General features: G+C 42.1%; 15 protein-coding genes. 13 read left to right on the top strand and 2 right to left on the bottom strand.

The features are described 5' to 3' along the window. Positions 1 to 151: 151 nt before the first annotated feature. Positions 152 to 2,902 carry a TonB-dependent receptor gene (locus L2740_RS14925; protein ID WP_248950928.1) on the top strand — a complete coding sequence of 917 codons (2,751 nt, stop codon included), beginning with the start codon at positions 152 to 154 and terminating at the stop codon, positions 2,900 to 2,902. A 100-nt stretch (positions 2,903 to 3,002) separates the two neighbouring features. On the opposite strand, the gene L2740_RS14920 is transcribed toward L2740_RS14925, so the two are convergent. Next, a complete protein-coding gene (locus tag L2740_RS14920) occupies positions 3,003 to 3,359 on the bottom strand; it encodes a TraR/DksA C4-type zinc finger protein (RefSeq protein ID WP_248950927.1) in 357 nt (118 codons plus the stop codon). A 129-nt stretch (positions 3,360 to 3,488) separates the two neighbouring features. Continuing rightward, on the bottom strand, positions 3,489 to 4,433 hold the full coding sequence (gene dusC, locus L2740_RS14915) for a tRNA dihydrouridine(16) synthase DusC (protein WP_248950926.1): 945 nt from the start codon (positions 4,431 to 4,433) through the stop codon (positions 3,489 to 3,491). A gap of 397 nt (positions 4,434 to 4,830) precedes the next feature. Here dusC and L2740_RS14910 point away from each other — a divergent pair, with 397 nt between their 5' ends. The 12 genes from L2740_RS14910 (at position 4,831) to L2740_RS14855 (ending at position 17,896) form a co-directional block, all read left to right on the top strand. Next, entirely contained in the window at positions 4,831 to 5,259 is a 429-nt protein-coding gene (locus L2740_RS14910) for an HvfA family oxazolone/thioamide-modified RiPP metallophore (protein ID WP_248471246.1), read from the top strand. Positions 5,260 to 5,333: 74 nt separating this feature from the next. Further along, positions 5,334 to 6,182, top strand: a complete 849-nt coding sequence (locus L2740_RS14905) for an HvfB family MNIO-type RiPP peptide maturase (protein ID WP_248950925.1) — start codon at positions 5,334 to 5,336, stop codon at positions 6,180 to 6,182. Continuing rightward, positions 6,182 to 6,937: an HvfC family RiPP maturation protein gene (locus tag L2740_RS14900; protein WP_248950924.1), complete on the top strand. Its 756-nt coding sequence runs from the start codon at positions 6,182 to 6,184 to the stop codon at positions 6,935 to 6,937. Before L2740_RS14905 ends, L2740_RS14900 begins: the two co-directional genes overlap by 1 nt. A gap of 284 nt (positions 6,938 to 7,221) precedes the next feature. Beyond that, on the top strand, positions 7,222 to 7,590 hold the full coding sequence (locus tag L2740_RS14895; protein ID WP_248950923.1) for a YbaN family protein: 369 nt from the start codon (positions 7,222 to 7,224) through the stop codon (positions 7,588 to 7,590). A 247-nt stretch (positions 7,591 to 7,837) separates the two neighbouring features. After that, the gene (gene apt / locus L2740_RS14890; protein ID WP_248471250.1) at positions 7,838 to 8,389 is read left to right on the top strand and encodes an adenine phosphoribosyltransferase; all 552 of its coding nucleotides are present in this window, start codon (positions 7,838 to 7,840) and stop codon (positions 8,387 to 8,389) included. A gap of 198 nt (positions 8,390 to 8,587) precedes the next feature. Further along, positions 8,588 to 11,608, top strand: a complete 3,021-nt coding sequence (gene dnaX / locus L2740_RS14885; protein WP_248950922.1) for a DNA polymerase III subunit gamma/tau — start codon at positions 8,588 to 8,590, stop codon at positions 11,606 to 11,608. Positions 11,609 to 11,707: 99 nt separating this feature from the next. Then, the gene (locus tag L2740_RS14880; protein ID WP_248471252.1) at positions 11,708 to 12,037 is read left to right on the top strand and encodes a YbaB/EbfC family nucleoid-associated protein; all 330 of its coding nucleotides are present in this window, start codon (positions 11,708 to 11,710) and stop codon (positions 12,035 to 12,037) included. Between the two features lie 336 nt (positions 12,038 to 12,373). Beyond that, entirely contained in the window at positions 12,374 to 13,081 is a 708-nt protein-coding gene (locus tag L2740_RS14875; RefSeq protein WP_248950921.1) for a tetratricopeptide repeat protein, read from the top strand. A gap of 2 nt (positions 13,082 to 13,083) precedes the next feature. Continuing rightward, complete coding sequence (locus L2740_RS14870; protein WP_248950920.1) at positions 13,084 to 14,037, top strand: hypothetical protein; 954 nt, start codon at positions 13,084 to 13,086, stop codon at positions 14,035 to 14,037. 181 nt (positions 14,038 to 14,218) lie between these two features. After that, positions 14,219 to 14,818, top strand: coding sequence for a recombination mediator RecR (gene recR / locus L2740_RS14865; RefSeq protein WP_248950919.1), 600 nt, complete (start codon positions 14,219 to 14,221; stop codon positions 14,816 to 14,818). Between the two features lie 241 nt (positions 14,819 to 15,059). After that, on the top strand, positions 15,060 to 16,976 hold the full coding sequence (gene htpG, locus L2740_RS14860) for a molecular chaperone HtpG (RefSeq protein WP_248950918.1): 1,917 nt from the start codon (positions 15,060 to 15,062) through the stop codon (positions 16,974 to 16,976). Positions 16,977 to 17,050: 74 nt separating this feature from the next. Continuing rightward, on the top strand, positions 17,051 to 17,896 hold the full coding sequence (locus L2740_RS14855) for a tetratricopeptide repeat protein (RefSeq protein ID WP_248950917.1): 846 nt from the start codon (positions 17,051 to 17,053) through the stop codon (positions 17,894 to 17,896). The last annotated feature ends 38 nt before the right edge of the window (positions 17,897 to 17,934 follow it).

Genomic DNA, 17,934 nt, shown 5'->3' with positions numbered 1-17,934 from the left:
AATATCTTTTTAGTTGTTTTTATGTTGCGACAGTTGACATAAAAGTTAAATTTAAACAGTATTCAACTTATAGGTGTTAACCGCCTGTTTAAATAAAATTAAAATAAATTTAACCATTCCATTTTTTATTTCTGGGATTGAGGGAATTAATATGAGCTCTGTATCATTAACAGCAAAAGCTATTCGTAGCAGCCTAATTGCTGCGGCTGCAACCAGTGTTGCATTATCTGGGTTTGTTTATGCAGAAGAATCTGCAGGAAGTAATGCAGAAGAAAGTGTTGAACGTATTCAGGTAACCGGTTCACGTATTAAACGTGCAGACATGGAAACCTCCAGTCCTGTAAGCGTAATCGATGCCTCAGCTATTATGGCATCAGGTGCGACTTCTATTGATGACGTGTTACAGAAAATGACCGCATCAGGCGGTGCAATGACTAACGCTGCCGTAAACAATGGCTCAGGCGGTAATGCTCGCGTTAACTTACGCGGTCTAGGCTCTAACCGTACTCTGGTATTGGTTAACGGTCGTCGTATGATTGCCTCTGGTACTGGCGCAGCTTCATCTGTGGATTTGAACACGATTCCAGTTTCAATGATTCAACGTGTTGAAGTACTAAAAGATGGCGCGTCAGCTGTATACGGTACAGATGCGATTGCTGGTGTGGTAAACGTTATTTTGAAGCGTGATTTTGAAGGCTTTGAAATGAATGTACAGACGGGTATGTCTGGGCATGGCGATGCTGATGAAACAAGCGTTGATTTTACTGTCGGTAATACATTTGACAAAGGTAACGTAGTTATTAACGCCCAATTCACTAAACGTGGTGATGCAAGCCAGGCTGATAGAGACTTCTCTGAGTGTCCTATTGCTGAAACTTCTGGCGGAAGTGAATTGTATTGTGGTGGTAGTTCATATTCCGAAGGCGGCCATATTTGGGGCGATAAGAACCATGGTATAGTCGGTTCAGGTGAAGATGGTGCTTATGAAATAGGCGATAGCGGTTACTATGGCCACTATATTGCTGGTGATGACGGCAAAGCAAAGTTTGCTTACTTCGATCCAAATAAAACCGAAGCTGACTTAAGTGGTCGTGGTGGCGAATACCATGACTTTACTAATGAAGATAAATATAACTATTCAAAAGACAGCTACCTTTCAACACCTATGGAGCGTTTGAATCTTTCGTTTTCTGGTACTTATGAGCTATCAGATTCAATCATGTTCTTTTCTGAAGCTATGTACTCTAAGCGTTGGTCTGAGCAACAAATGGCTCCTCAGCCAATCTGGAACAGCAGTGCTTGGGCGTACGATTCTTCTTGGATGAATAAAGAGCTGGTTGGTCATGTACAAGAAGGCGAAAAACTAAATTATGGTCGTCGTGTGGTTGAGTCAGGTACACGAGATTTCTCACAGGTTGTAGATACTGTTCGTGTAGTTGTAGGACTTGAAGGTGAGTTCGAAAACGGCTGGACTTGGGATGCCTCTTATAACAAAGGAAAGAACGACTCAGTAGACACTCTCGCAAATCTACATAACTTAGGTTCAATTAATGATGCAGTATTAGCACAAGAGTTTGATCCTTTTACTCAGTCTTCGTGGGAAGGTGAGAGTATTGCACCATATATTTATACAGAAATTAATGCTGGTGGCAGTGAGCTAGATATTATGGCCGCTACGTTGTCAGGTGAAATAATGGAGCTACCTGCTGGAATTCTAGGTTTTGCAGCTGGTTATGAGTTCAGAAAAGAGTCTGCTTATTATACGCCAGATTCGTTGACATCACAGGGGCTTGCGAATGATCCTCGAGTAGAGGCTACAGCCGGTTCTTTTGACGTAAATGAAGCATATGCTGAGCTAGCTATTCCATTACTAAGTGATTTACCGTTAGCGCAACAAGTTGATTTGAGTGCCGCTATCCGCTATTTCGATTACAGCACATTTGGTTCAGATAATACTTGGAAGCTAGGCCTAACGTGGCGTATGACTGATGACTTAATGGTTCGTGGTGGTATGTCTACAGCATTCCGTGCACCAACTGTCAGCGAGCTATATGGCGGTAAGTCTCCATCGTTTGACCAAATTAAGCACCCTGCAACAGAACAAACTCAGGCAGAAGTAACTGTAGGCGGTAACCCTAATCTGACACCGGAAGAAGCGGATATCACTACACTTGGTTTAGTTTATTCACCAAGTTTTGTTGAAGGTCTATCGTTCACAGTTGATTACTATGATATTGAAATTAGTAACACTATTACTGCGGTAGATTCTAACTATGTGGCAAACCAGTGTTTAGATGCTGGTGGCAATAAGATTAATACTGGTACTGCGTTATGTCAGTCTGCAAATATCGAAATTGATGGAACGGGTCGAATCTCATTTGATAATGGATTACAAAACATAGGTCAAACTAACACCTCTGGTTACGATATTAACGTTGCATACGTATTTGAAGGTTTAGGCTTAGATTGGAGAGCGGGTCTAGATACTTCACTTCTAAATGAATATGAAGAATTTGACCAAGATGGCGTAGCGGTTGATTACCGTGGCTATATCACTGGTGGCGTAGGTGCTTACGCTAAACTAAAGACTAACTTTAACTTGACAGCTACCGGAAGTGACTGGAGTGCAACATACGAAGCACGCTACATCGATGGTATGGATTCATTTGCTTGTAAAGACGATCCATCAAAGTGTTATGCTCCAAGTGTAGATGCTGTTATGTATCATGACTTATCAGCAACATATGACGTAACTGAAACTGTTCGTCTATCTGGTGGTGTTAACAACCTATTTGATGAGCAACCGCCATACTACTCAGGTAATAACGATTCAAATACTGACCCGTACACTTATGACGTACTTGGCCGCTACTTCTTTGTAAGAGCAAGTGTGAAGTTTTAATCAGTAAATTAATGTTTCATATATAACAAAAAACCTCCTTAACGGAGGTTTTTTTTATGGCTATTTACAGCGAGTATCAATCGACAAGTTTAAAAGCAAACTAATGATTAAGCCTTAACTCTTGCCTATGTTGCTGACTAAAATGGTTACTGCAAGTTAGACAGCGCTGCTCTAGCGGATCTTTTGCTAAGCGTTCAGGCTCTATTTCATTCTCACAATCACTGCACACACCGTACAAACCAATTTCAAGCTGACAGCGAGCTGCATCTAAGCGCATCAGTTCAAAAAATAATGGGTGCTCACATAAGTGAACTTCAGTCATGATTTGAATGAGTTCACAAAGAGAATAATTAAGCTGGTCCATTAGCTTGATTTGCATTTCGGGGAGTGCAGCAATCTTTTCTCTTAATTCCGACTCTATATTCAATAGAGTCTGCTGGATTTGGCTGGTACTCACTTCTGCTGCCTGTATTTATCGACTTTTACGGCCTATTAGTCTAATCAAGCAGTCATTCGGCGATATGACTGAGATCAAGTCAAACCAATATTTAGTGGATTATGGCGATAAATACGACTTAAGATTGATCTAGTCAGGTAATTTGGCTCGTGCTTGGCGAAGAACCTGGATAATTTCATCTGCAGTTTTAAAGACCCTTAGTTCTCTAAATAGCTCATCAGCTTCGCTGTATTGGCGATTTAAGTATCCAAACCACTGCTTAATTCGGGCTGGGTAATAGGTGCTCTTACGGCCTTCGAGTTCTCGGTCAGTGTATTGCAACATGAGTTCTAGCGCTTGTTGCCAGGAGTAAGCCGCTTCACCTTTTATATGGGCAGCTAAATTTGGTAGCGATATTGCCCCACGGCCAACCATAATGCTGTCGCAACCTGTTACTTGCATACAGCGCTCAGCATCATCTTTATTCCAAATCTCACCATTAGCAATAACTGGAATTGGCAATTTATTATTGATATCGGTGATGTATTCCCAGTAAGCAGGCGGCTTATAACCGTCAACTTTGCTGCGAGCATGTACAGCAAGCTCGCTGGCACCGGCTTCATATATCGCAAGCGCATTTTCCATATAAAGTGACTTGTCGTTAAAGCCTAAGCGAATTTTGGCTGTTACAGGCTGGTCACTTGGCACTGCATCTCGCATTGCTTTGACTACATTATAAAGCTGCTCAGGATACTGCAGCATTACAGCTCCGCCATTACTGCGATTGACCATTTTGGCTGGGCAGCCAAAGTTAACATCGACACCTTTCGACCCCAGCTCAATTGCTCTGATAGCATTTTCTGCCATCCAGCCAGGCTCTTGGCCAAGCAGTTGCACTCGCACAGGGGTGCCAGATAGGGTTTGGCCACCATGTTGTAATTCAGGGCAAATACGATAAAACACCTTTTCAGGTAATAGCTGATCAACCACGCGAACAAACTCGGTGACCATAAGATCATAAGGGTTGATTGCAGAGAGAATATCTCGCATTAAATCATCAACAACGCCTTCCATAGGCGCCAAAATTATTCGCACAGACTTGTCCAATATATCGCTATTTCAAGGCGCAGCATTCTACCTTATCGCAAACTCCTAGGCCAACATAAACAAGCCTCATAAGCCCTAGGCTCGGCTATTAACAATGACCGTAGGATATCTTTTAAATCGTAATTTAACCTCAACCCTATATAAGTGGGCTGTTAGTTAAATTGCAGAGCTTGCTTTCATTAGATTAAAAATCGCGGTTAAACATCGAGATATCCAAGCTATATGTCCCGCGCATTATTTGACCTAACAGCTTTAATGAGCCATAAATGTGATAGATGTATAAAAATTGAAATTAAATTGCTAACAACAAGGTCTAGTTAAGCAAGCCAACAAAATGTGCCGTTGGTAACCGATATTAAAGTTGATTAAAGAAAAGGAAGATATTATGAAATTAGTTAATAAAACTGCAATTACTGCTGCTGTAGGTGCTGTTGTAATGGGAAGTGCATTAACAGCCAGTGTACAAGCAAGTCCATTTGGTTATAGTGAAATGTCAGCTGGTTACCAATTATTCGCAGGCGAAGGCAAGTGTGGTGAAGGTAAGTGTGGCGGCGAGAAGAAAGATGCCAAAGAAGGTAAGTGCGGCGAAGGTAAATGTGGTGGCGACAAAGCTAAAGCCAAAGAAGGTAAATGCGGCGAAGGCAAGTGCGGTGGCGACAAAGCTAAAGCCAAAGAAGGTAAGTGCGGCGAAGGTAAATGTGGTGGCGACAAAGCTAAAGCTAAAGAAGGTAAGTGTGGCGAAGGCAAGTGCGGTGGCGACAAGGCTAAAAAAGAAGGCAAGTGCGGCGAAGGTAAATGTGGTGGTTCAAAATAAGCTTTCCCAGCACTAAAAAGGGGTCAGCATATCGCTGGCCCTATTTGTTTGTGAGAATAATGTAGGCGTGCAGTATGACAAATAATAGGCTTAATCAAGCACAAGTTGGATTGGGACTTAGGCGAGAAATGCTGGATGAGTTTTGCCAAATAGTGCCTAACGACATTAACTTTTTTGAAGTAGCACCTGAAAACTGGATGACGCTTGGTGGCAAGTTCGGCAGACAGTTTAGAGAGTTAACCGAAAAGCATGAGTTCTATTGCCATGGTTTATCACTTTCTATTGGTAGTCCTGAGCCGCTAGATCTTGAGTTTGTTAAAAACGTCAAAAGCTTTTTAGACTTACACCAAATTAGCACCTATTCAGAACATTTAAGTTATTGCTCTGGTAGTGGGCATATGTATGACTTAATGCCTATTCCATTTACCGCAGACGCTGTTATGCATGTTGCTAAGCGAGTAAAACAGGTAGAAGATATTATCGAGCGACCTTTGATTTTAGAGAATGTCTCTTTTTATGCGGCGCCTGGCGCTGAGATGTCCGAAGTTGAGTTTGTTAATGCTGTCATGCAAGAAGCTGACTGTAAAATGCTACTGGATGTAAATAATATCTACGTAAATTCAATTAATCATAACTACGATGCGCTTGAGTTTTTAAAGGCGATGCCAACAGACAGGATTGCCTATTTACATATAGCTGGACACTATGAGGAAGCTGAAGATCTGATAGTGGATACCCATGGTGCGGATATTATTGATCCGGTATGGAAGTTACTCGAAGCATGTCATCAATTTCATGGCGTTTATCCAACCTTGCTTGAACGCGATTTTAATATTCCCGCCACCAAAGAGTTATTGCGGGAGATCAACCAGGTTCATGATTATCAAAATCGGCATTTAACCAGTGCAAAGAGGAGTGCTTAATGAGCTTTGTTGATGTACAACAAAATTTTATGGATTATATAAAAGATCCATCTTTATCTTTGCCTGATGGTATTGAAGCGCGCCGAATGAAAATATATCGCGAGCTTTTTTTTAATAACATCGATGGTTTTGTGTCGAATGCCTTTCCTGTGTTGAAGAGTTTATATGCCGAGCAAGATTGGCTTAAATTAGTACAGAACTTCTTTGCTAATCACGACTGTAAAACGCCGATTTTTATTGAGATTGCACAAGAGTTTTTAGTGTTCTTACAAACACAGTATCAGACAACCGAGCAAGACCCGCCTTTCATGTTAGAGCTTGCCCATTATGAATGGTTAGAGCTAGTTGTTGCCGTAGCACAAGATGATCCTAATCAGCAATTGATAGAGACTGGTTGGCAAGAGATAACTCAAATTAAGCTATGCGTTTCTACTACGGCACAAATTGCGCAATACGCTTTTGATGTACAACATATTAGCCCTAGTCACCAACCAAGTGAACCGAGTGACAATCCGCAGTTCTTTTGTATTTACCGTGATGTTGGAGAAGAGGTCGTTTTCTTGCAGTTAAACCCATTAACAGCGCAAGTACTTGCCTATATGGCGCAATACAATTATGTGGATTATGAAGTCTTAATTGATTGGTTAGTAACAACATACGCTCAGATTGAACCTGATGCGTTGCGACAAGGTTGCCAGCAATTACTGATGGATCTCAGTAGTAAAGGCATAATTAAACAATTTATTGAGCAATAGGCTTTACTATTAGGGTGACGGATCTCTATAATGACCGCAAAAATTGATCTAGATCAATAAATGCAGTTAACAATAATAATTAGAGGTATCTATGAGTCAGCCGTTTAAAGACCCATTCAACATTGTTTATTTTATTGGTTTTATTCTTGTAATGTTGATTCCTACATTACCTGCTAGTTTGTCTTGGTTAAAGGTTATGGGACTAATTTAATCCGCCTTTAAGTCTAGCTAATGTATACTGGCCGCTCATATTGAGTGGCTTTTTCGTTTATTAGGGTAGATTAATGGTATTAAAACGTGGCTTTTTTCTAATTATTGGTCTTTGTAGCCTCGGATTAGGGATTTTGGGCATAGTGTTACCATTGTTGCCTACGGTACCTTTTATTTTGCTCGCCGCTTATTGTTTTGCTCGTTCGAGTGAGCGACTTTATCAATGGCTAATGCGTCATCCTTGGTTTGCAGACGCTCTTCGAGACTGGCAAGCAAAAGGCGCAATTCGTAAAAGCCTCAAGAAAAAAGCCTATATCGTAAGTGGTCTCAGTTTTTCTGTCAGTATCGTGATAGTGCCACTCATTTGGGTAAAATTGTTATTAGTATGTCTTTGCGCTGGATTATTTTTCTATCTTCGTAGTATTCCAGAGCTTGAAGATTAAGTCATTGCTGTACTGACTCATTACATTGAAATTTAAATGCTATTTTAGTTTTATAGCGCTTGCCTTTGCTATAAAGAACAATCAAAAGGCAAAATCGTCTAGACAGAGCCTACACTTCTGCAGTTAGTTAGTTGCAACTGAGTATAAAGGGGCTTAAGCTTTACGCCGTTTTTTAAACTTCGATGACATTGCAAGCTCAGCTATTGAGTCTTGTGTCAGCAAACTACATTAGATTAAGTATAGAATTATGGTAATGAATACTGACAGCTTGGCACTAATAAAGAACAGCATTAAAACCATCCCTAACTACCCAAAAGAAGGGATTCTGTTTAGAGATGTGACTAGTTTATTAGAAGATCCACAAGCCTATAAACTCACCATTGGCCTTTTAGCTGAACAATACAAAGACCAAGGTTTTACTAAAGTTGTCGGTACTGAAGCTCGCGGCTTTCTGTTCGGTGCACCACTTGCACTTGAATTAGGTATTGGTTTTGTACCTGTACGTAAGCCTGGCAAGTTACCAAGAGAAACGATTTCAGAGAGTTATGAGCTTGAATATGGTCATGACGTTCTAGAGATCCATGTAGATGCTATTACTGCTGACGATAAAGTTCTAGTTATCGATGACTTGCTAGCAACTGGCGGCACAATCGAAGCAACTGTTAAGCTAATCCGTAAGTTAGGCGGTGCAGTTAACGACGCAGCATTTGTTATTTCATTGCCAGATCTTGGTGGTGAAGAGCGTCTAAAGGCAATGGATCTGAATCTATTAAGCCTATGTGAGTTCGAAGGCGAGTAAATCTTTGCCTAGGTGACCACCTTGTAAGATCCAGCGTAATCATAAAACTGATTATTCTTTATCTTAAAAGGCGAATTTATCACCGCCAAATCGCTCCTCAGGCGCTTGAGATAGCATGTAAAAGCGTTGCATGCTATTGTTCAAAGATGTCGAGGAGCGTGCTCCCGAAACCGTATTAATGACACGTTGGGGAGTTCCATGTCATATCAGGTGTTGGCCAGAAAATGGCGCCCTGCCACATTCGAGCAAATGGTTGGCCAGTCGCATGTTTTACATGCCTTAACCAATGCGCTTACTCAGCAAAGATTACACCATGCTTATCTGTTTTCTGGTACTCGCGGTGTGGGTAAAACCAGTCTTGCGCGTCTTTTTGCTAAAGGCCTAAACTGCGAACAAGGTGTTACAGCAACCCCGTGCGGTCTATGTTCTGCGTGCGTCGAAATTGCAGAAGGTCGTTTTGTCGACTTAATTGAAGTTGATGCTGCATCAAGAACAAAAGTCGATGATACGCGTGAATTACTAGATAATGTGCAATATAGACCGAGCCGTGGCCGCTTTAAAGTGTACCTTATCGATGAAGTACACATGTTATCGCGCAGCAGTTTTAATGCCTTATTAAAGACATTGGAAGAGCCTCCTGAGCACGTTAAATTCCTGTTGGCAACAACCGATCCACAGCGTTTACCAGTAACAGTACTGTCGCGTTGCTTACAATTTAATTTAAAAAGTTTATCGCAAGATGAAATAGCAGGGCAGCTTGGACATGTATTAGGCCAAGAGCAGCTTAGCTTTGATGCTAGTGCATTAACCTTATTAGCAAAGGCTGCCAACGGCAGTATGCGTGATGCGTTAAGTTTAACCGATCAAGCCATCGCTTTTGGTGCAGGCCAAGTTAAGCTTGAACAAGTGCAAACAATGCTCGGTAGTATCGATGAAAAGCATGTTATCGCATTGCTTGAAGCGCTTACTAATGCTGACATCATGAATTTGATGCAAGTTACTGCAAAGGTGCTTTCATTTGGCGCTGAACCAGAAGAGGTTTTACGTAGTTTACTTGAGCTTTTACACCAAATTACTTTAACTCAGTTTGCACCTGCCGCCGCACAGGTGTCACTTTATAGTGAGCAAATCCAAGCATTTGCACAGCAGCTTGCCGCAGAGCAAGTTCAGCTTTATTACCAGCTATTACTTACAGGCCGTAAGGATCTACCCCATGCTCCAGATCCTAAATCTGGACTTGAGATGGCATTGCTAAGAGCGGTAACTTTTGTGCCTGAAAAGCCGGTTACACGTTGGGCTGTTGATAGTCAATCTGAACTGCAAATTCCTGATGTTAATAGCGTGCAGGTAGCGAGTAGCACTGCTACTAATGCGACAGCTGCTAGTGCCACGACGGCCAATACCACAGCTGCTAATACAAATGCGCCTAATAGCCCGCAGCAAACTGGTAGTGCACTAGATACTCAAAAAAAAACGGCTGATTCTGTAGCTAGCGAAGAAAAGACTGAGCCAGAGCCACTTGCTGCTCTTGTTCAGTCTAAGCCGCAATCTACACAAGACATGGCAGATGTAACGACGAGCCAGCAACATGTAGCTGAAGGTTCAGAGCAAGAACACTCAGTTGAAGCCACCAATACTGCGGTTCAAGACGAAAGGGCTGCAGAAGAGCAAGATGAAAACGAACCATTAGATAGCTTAAATAGCGAAATGGCCGTCATTATGAGTCAGGCTCAAAGCCAAGGTTTTGAGCAAGAACCTCAATCATCTGAACTACAATCTGACACTCCTGTATCAGCTCAACAAGCACCTACAAACAGCGATGCTAATGAAGCTAAAATAGCCACTCAGGATGAAGCTTCAGTTGTTACAGATGCTACATCTGAGGCTGAATCTACAGCTGAAACCCTAGTTGCCAACAATAGCGCCAATACAGAGCAAAGTTATGCGTCTGAAGATGATGATTTAGCCTCTTACGCTGATTATGCGGGAGCTTATGGCGATAATAACGATTACCAAGACGATTATGGTTTTAGTCAGCAGGATGTGAGTTATCAAGCTGAGCAAACACAAGTTTCATATAGCACTAATCAAGGTTTTAACGCTAACGGCAACAATACTGATGCTGATGCCCAAAATGTTAGCCAAGAGCAAGTCAACAATACATCGCAATCGGCAACGTCTCTGGGAACAGCCAGTAATGCGCTAGATGCCGGGGACGATATTCTAGATGCAGTGCTTGCCGCTAGAGCCACGCTTTTAGAGGAACTGACTGAGGATGCTCCTAAGGAAGGAGATTCAAAAAAGTCATTAGAGGTTCGTAAACCCTTCACGCCTCCAGCGAGAAAGGAATCCCCAGTAGCTGCAACTGTAGAGCAAGAGCAAAGTACAGAACAAGCTGTTGATGTTACTGATACACTGGGAGCTGGTTATAGCTCTAGTAGGAGCACTAGTATGAGCTCTAATATGAGTTCTGATATGGCTTCAGCTCCAGAAGTTATTGATAGACCTCCATGGGAAGAGCCACATGAGGATAATCCTTGCGCACGTTTTAGCGATAACATTGACAGTGATAACAGTGAACTTGCGGCAAATGATAATGCTGAAGCTCAGCATGAGCAGAATGTAATCAATAACACTGCTACGGAAAGTGATTTTCAGCAAGCAGCGACTAATTTACCAGCAAGTTCAATCACTGATTCAACTGCAGCTCAGGAACCTGAGCTAAACTTACCAGCATTACCAAGTGGTGATTTAACGGGTAATGAAGTGGATCTTAAATGGTACCGCTTTATGTCTGAACTTGAAGTTGGTGGTCGTGTAAGGCAATTAGCGGTTAACTCAGTATGTCATCATTTTGAGCAACCCTTATCTTTACTGCTTAAACCGGATCAAAAACATTTGGCAGCAGATGTTGCCATTAAGCAGCTAGAAGAAGCGATGTCAGCGGTGTTAGGTGAAGAGTGCTGCGTGCAGGTAACAGTTGGTGCTGACCACGATAGAGAAACGCCGCTAGAGGTGAGGCGACGTTTTCACAAAGAGATTTTAACTCAAGTCCACCACGACTTAATGACCGATGACAATATCCGCTGGCTTACACAGAATATGGGAGCGGAGTTAACGGCTGACTCGCTGACTTACGCACCAGAATTATTGGTTCAAAAAGGAAATCGCATTGAGTTAATCGATATTGCGAACTTTAAGCGGTTAACTGAGTCATAATTATATAATTGAATTTCAGCTTTCATTGCTAATCATTCATTTTTTAGTAAGATTAGCCCACTTTATTTGTTGTAATACATAATAGAAGAGAATTAGAGTATGTTTGGAAAAGGCGGTATGGGCAACTTGATGAAGCAAGCCCAGATGATGCAAGACAAAATGGCTAAAGTGCAAGAAGAAATCGCACGTATGGAAGTTACTGGCGAAGCTGGTGCTGGCCTAGTTAAAGTCACTATGACTGGTTCTCACAGCGTTCGTAAAGTTGAAATCGACTCAAGCTTGCTTGAAGACGATAAAGAGATGCTAGAAGATCTTATCGCTGCAGCTTGTAACGATGCTGCTCGCCGTGTTGAAGAAAACCAAAAAGAGAAAATGGCTGAAGTCACTGGTGGTATGCAACTACCTCCTGGCATGAAGATGCCGTTTTAAGTTTTAATTGCTATTTTAATGGTGTATTCACTCCGTTAAATTGGAGCGGTCGTAAAGAGGCTTACAAGCAATTGAACACGCTAAAAGCTCAAGTATTTACTTGAGCTTTTTTGTTTCCGCTATATAAACCTACTTTGTAATACCAATCAGTATAAGACGTTGATCTACTCAGAGCGTTTTTGGCAAACATTCCATTTCTTAGCATCGATATCCTTGCAGGGGCAAGTAGCGATGTGGCAGACTCTCCCTCCTTGCCAGATCTCTTAAGACTCGCTTTTTCAGTGGCTTGCTTAGAAAAATTGCGAATTAGAATCGACTCATGATGTGAGAGGGTGTGTGAAAGATAGTTGGAAAAGTAGTCTAAAAGATAAATTCAAAGGTCTTGGAGTATTTTTGGTGGTATTTGGCGGCATTGTTCTCTTTAATACTGTGTTTGGTGAGCCGCCAATTAAGCTTAGTGGAATCGGTAAATACAGTAAAAGCATGCCTGCCGAAGAAGCACGCGAGATTGGTTTTATTCTTTTTAAGAGTAAGCATTATGCCGATGCGAGGGCCTATTTCACGGTTGCTGCAAATCAAGGAGATGTCGGCAGTCAGTTGTCGCTGGCCACGTTGTACTTTTACGATTTAAATGCACAAAACAATTACCAACAAGCGTATCGCTGGTTTAGCCAAAATAGCGATAATGCGTTTGCACAATACTATTTAAGCCTACTATATCACTTTGGCCATTACGTACCACAAAGCCCGCTAAAATCGTTATTTTGGCTAGAAAAATCCGCAGCGGAGTCTTTCCCAGCCGCGCAACATAATTTGTCGGTTTATTATTTTAACTTAGGTCACTATCGTGAAGCTTATCTTTGGGCCTTGTATGCTCGAGGTAATGGTTTTTCTCAGTCTCGCAGTATGGTTAACCAAGTTGCTCAACGGCTAACTGCTGCAGAAAAAGCGAATGCTGACCAAACCTATAGAAACACTAAAACTCAGCATGAGTGGAATGACGACACTAACCAGACTAACGAATTACTAGAGCAGGTATTTTAACCATGAAGATAAGTTCTATATCGTTAGAATTAGCAAGTGGTCAAACTCAAGATTTTGGCGCGGTAACCTGTTCATCCCATTTAAAGCAACAACTTAACCTAGTGATGCAAACAGTTGTGTTTGAAGAGGAAGAGTCAGAAGTTGGTATTGGTGCTGCTGAGGTTATACAGGCCTCAAGTAGCGCATTGACTATGCCAATGATAGTTGTTCGGGCTAAGGTGCGGCAGCGAGAGATAACATTTACCTATGATCTCTTGAGCGAAGAGGAGGGCTTATTAGCCCTGTATTACACCAATGATAAAGGCAGAATAAAACGGCAAAAAGAATTTGGATTTGTAAGTTTTGATGAGCTAGTAGGGCATTTGCAACGACTATTGTCTCAGAGCGAAAATACATTTATCGAGTACTATTTTCCAAAGCAAACATCTTTTAGCCAAGTGATTAAATACGCGAGTATCGTTTATATTTGCGCTGCTTGCTTTGGTCTTGTGTCTTTTGTGTTTATGTCTGACTTGATTTGGCGAAATGACTTTTTTCAAAGCGCCTTTTTCGCCTCAGGCATTACTTACGTAATTAGTTTGCCAATATTGTTATTTAAGGCATTTTCAGATGAAGCTAGGCAGCGCGCAGCGCAGATAGGGCAAAGCGTCAGTAAACAAGTGATTGCCATCTTAGTTGGTAATATCATTTTGAGCTGTGCAGTCGTTGCTGGTGGCAGCAAGTTGCTGCACCTACTCACGGCAAAACCAATAGCAATGAGTGTCGCCTTTTCCGATAAGCGCCAAGATTACTGGGGAAAAAGCTGCAAGGGAGGTGTTAATATTGAACATTTCTTTGGCGCAGTTTGTCTAGAAAATAAAGCCTATTGGAAAGTTATTCGCCCCGGCATGCAAGCTGTTATACAAGGCGAGTCTTCGGCTGTCGCTTTTGATATAAAGGCGATAGAGCTTGAATAATCTTATTTGACGACAGTTAAGTTTCTTGCGGTTATCGATAAACATAAATTTGAAGAATTCTATGTTAGTATCTGACGCTAATTTTATGATGACTTGTATCTACTAGTGAGTTACTCGCTTTTTGCGCAGGGCATCGGCTATTTTTTAAGGCATATCTATGCCTGCATAAGCGGAATGTTAAATGAAATTTAGTCCTCTCGTTGATGAGTTGATCCAGTCACTTCGTTGTTTACCGGGCGTAGGCCCAAAATCGGCTCAAAGAATGGCATTTCAGCTGTTAGAGCGTGACCGTAAAGCGGGCGCTAAATTGGCCGAATCATTAGGTAAGGCGATGTCTGATGTGGGGCATTGTCAGTCTTGCCGTACGTTTACCGAAGAAACCTATTGCCCGATTTGTGTTAGCACCAAGCGCGGTCACTCTGAAGTGATTTGTGTGGTTGAAACGCCAGCTGATGTATTGGCGATTGAAGCGGGCGGACATTTCACTGGGCGTTATTTTGTATTACTTGGGCATCTGTCTCCACTAGATGGTGTAGGACCTGACGAGCTAGGTTTAGCACTGCTCGAGCAACATTTGGCGTCTGGTGATGTAAGCGAACTTATTTTAGCAACTAATCCTACTGTTGAAGGTGATGCTACCGCACATTACATTGCCGATATGGCCAAGCGCCATAATTTGACGGTTAGCCGTATTGCCCACGGTGTGCCAGTTGGCGGCGAGCTTGAATATGTTGATAGCACTACGCTGGCGCTGTCTTTTAATGGGCGTTTGCCAATTTAAAGTAAGCGACTAGCTCAAGTTGTTTAATACAGGTTGTTTAATACAGCTTGCTTAATAATCGCTACAGCGATAAGCAGTTGTTTGGACGATAAAAGATATTTAAATCCAGTTTGTGATTATCACAAACTGGATTTTTTTTGTGCAATTGAAATCAATGCACACTGTTTCCCTTGAAAAGCGATTTTATAGCCCCATCTTATTTGTAAGCTTTATTTAAACTGATTTTTAAAGGGAACATTTCATGTCACAACAAGAGACGCATGGCTTTCAAACTGAAGTCAAACAACTATTACATTTGATGATCCATTCTTTGTACTCAAACAAAGAGATCTTTTTACGTGAGTTAGTATCGAACGCTGCCGATGCCGCGGATAAGTTACGCTATGAAGCCCTAACTAATAACGATCTTTATGAAGGCGATGGTGAGCTACGTGTTCGCATTAGCGCTGATAAAGACAAAGGTACTGTTACGATTGAAGATAACGGTATCGGTATGACTCGCGACGGTGTAATTGAACACCTTGGTACGATTGCTAAATCTGGTACTGCAGATTTCTTTAAAAACCTATCTGGCGATGAGTCGAAAGATTCACAGTTAATTGGCCAGTTTGGTGTTGGTTTTTACTCAGCCTTTATCGTTGCCGATCGCGTTACCGTTCGCACTCGTGCTGCAGGCCATAACGCTGATGAAGCTGTGCTGTGGGAATCAGCTGGTGAAGGTGACTTCACCGTTGAAACTATCTCTAAGCAAACTCGTGGTACTGAAATTACTCTGCACTTACGTGATGATGAAAAAGAGTTTGCTGATGACTACCGTCTGCGCTCAATCATTACTAAATACTCTGACCATATCTCGGTACCAGTAGAGATGTTTGAAGCGGGCACGCCAGCAGTTGAAGCAACTGAAGATTCAGAAGCTGTACCAGCAACAGAAGGTAGCTGGAAGCCAATGAACAAGGCGACAGCACTTTGGACACGTAACAAGAGTGAAGTGTCTGATGAAGAGTATCAAGAGTTTTACAAGCATATTTCTCATGACTTCGCAGACCCACTTTTGTGGAGCCACAACCGCGTAGAAGGTAAGCAAGAGTACACCAGCTTATTGTATATCCCAGCCAAAGCACCTTGGGATTTGTGGAATCGTGACCGTAAGCATGGACTAAAACTGTTTGTGCAGCGCGTATTCGTAATGGATGACGCTGAGCAGTTTATGCCAAGCTACCTGCGCTTTGTGCAAGGTTTGATTGACTCAAACGACTTACCGCTAAACGTATCTCGTGAAATTTTGCAAGATAACAAGGTTACTACGGCGCTGCGCACTGCTGTGACTAAGCGTGTGTTAGGCATGCTTGAAAAGCTTGCTAAGAACGATGCTGAAAAGTACCAATCTTTCTGGACTGAGTTTGGCCAAGTGCTAAAAGAAGGCCCTGCAGAAGATTTTGCTAACAAAGAGCGTGTAGCTGGTCTACTGCGTTTTGCATCGACTCATACCGGTGAAGCAAAAGCTAACGTATCGCTAGCAGATTACATTGAGCGCATGAAAGAAGGTCAGTCTAAGATCTACTACATTGTTGCCGATAGCCATGAAGCGGCAGCTAACAGCCCACATCTTGAAGTGTTACGTAAAAAAGACATTGAAGTGTTATTGATGTCTGAGCGTATCGACGAATGGTTAATTAACCATTTAACAGAATTTGATGGCAAGAAACTACACTCAGTGACCCGTGGCGATCTTGAACTTGGCGAGCTAGAAGATGCTGGCGAAAAAGAAGCGCAAGAGAAGCTACAAACTGAATCAGAAGGCCTAGTTAAGCGTGTTAAAGATAGCTTAGGTGATAAGGTTTCTGAAGTTAAGGTGACAACGCGTCTAACTGATACGCCTGCATGTGTGGTTGCTGGTGAAGGCGAAATGTCAACGCAGATGATCAAGCTTATGCAAGCAGCGGGTCAAGACGTACCTGAGCCTAAGCCGACATTTGAGCTAAATCCAGAGCATCCGTTAGTAGCGCGTTTGAATGACGAACAAGATGAGCAATTATTTGCTCAATGGTCAGAGCTATTACTACAACAGGCACTATTGTCTGAAAAAGGTAGCCTTGCTGACCCATCTGCATTTATTAAGCTAATGAACCAAATGCTATTAGCTAGCGTTAAGTAATCAACAGCTATGATTAAAGAGGCAGTTATACTGCCTCTTTTTTATGGTCACTCGCTAATAGCGAAGGAAAAGTTATGCAATCGATTCTAGAGCTGACTAAAGAAAACATCCAACAAGTGGTTGACGCTTCGATGGAGAAGGTGGTTGTAATGGCGTTTTGGGCAAGTCAAAGCCCAGAAAGTGTAAGCCTGATGCAAACGCTTGAAAGCATCGCCCAGCAACAAAATGGCCGTTTTGTATTAGCTAAGGTTAACTGTGAAACGGAAATGGAAATCGCTAATTATTTTCAGATCCAAAGTTTACCGACAACCTTGGTTTTACACGAAGGCAAACCGGTAGACGGTTTTGCGGGCGTGCAAGACGCTGCGCAAATTACCGAGATGCTGGATAAGCATTTACCTGCCCAGTGGCAATTAAAACTTAATCAAGCGCGAGTCTTTTTAGCTGAAAACAATGCTATTGCCGCATTGCCACTGTTAAAAGATGCTTATAACGAAAAACAGCTTGCTGAAATCGCCTTAGCCTTAGCCGATGTGTATTTATCGCTAGGTGTGCTTGAAGACGCACAGGCATTATTAGATTCTGTTGGTCTTGCCGATCAGGATAGTTACTATCAAAGCTTAAAAGCCAAGCTTGCTTTGGCGCTTGATGCTGCTGACACGCCGGAAATTAGAAAGCTGCAGCAAGATGTTGAAAACGATCCATCTAACTTGGAGTTAGTGATTGAACTTGCCAAAGCATTGCATCAAGCTGGACGCAATGATGAAGCGCTTGAGTTACTTTTTGCGCCATTGCAAAAAGATATCTCTGCACAAGATGGCAAGGTGAAGCAGTCATTCTTAGAGATCTTAACGGCGCTCGGCCAAGGCAACACACTAGCTAATCAATACCGACGTAAGCTCTACACCTTACTTTACTGATTAGCATCAAAGATATTTGTTGCTTGTGATGCTAAAGT

Origin of the sequence: Shewanella pneumatophori (assembly GCF_023283895.1) — a bacterium.
Taxonomy (GTDB): Bacteria; Pseudomonadota; Gammaproteobacteria; order Enterobacterales; family Shewanellaceae; genus Shewanella; species Shewanella pneumatophori.
This window is presented reverse-complemented; position numbering and strand designations above follow the sequence as displayed.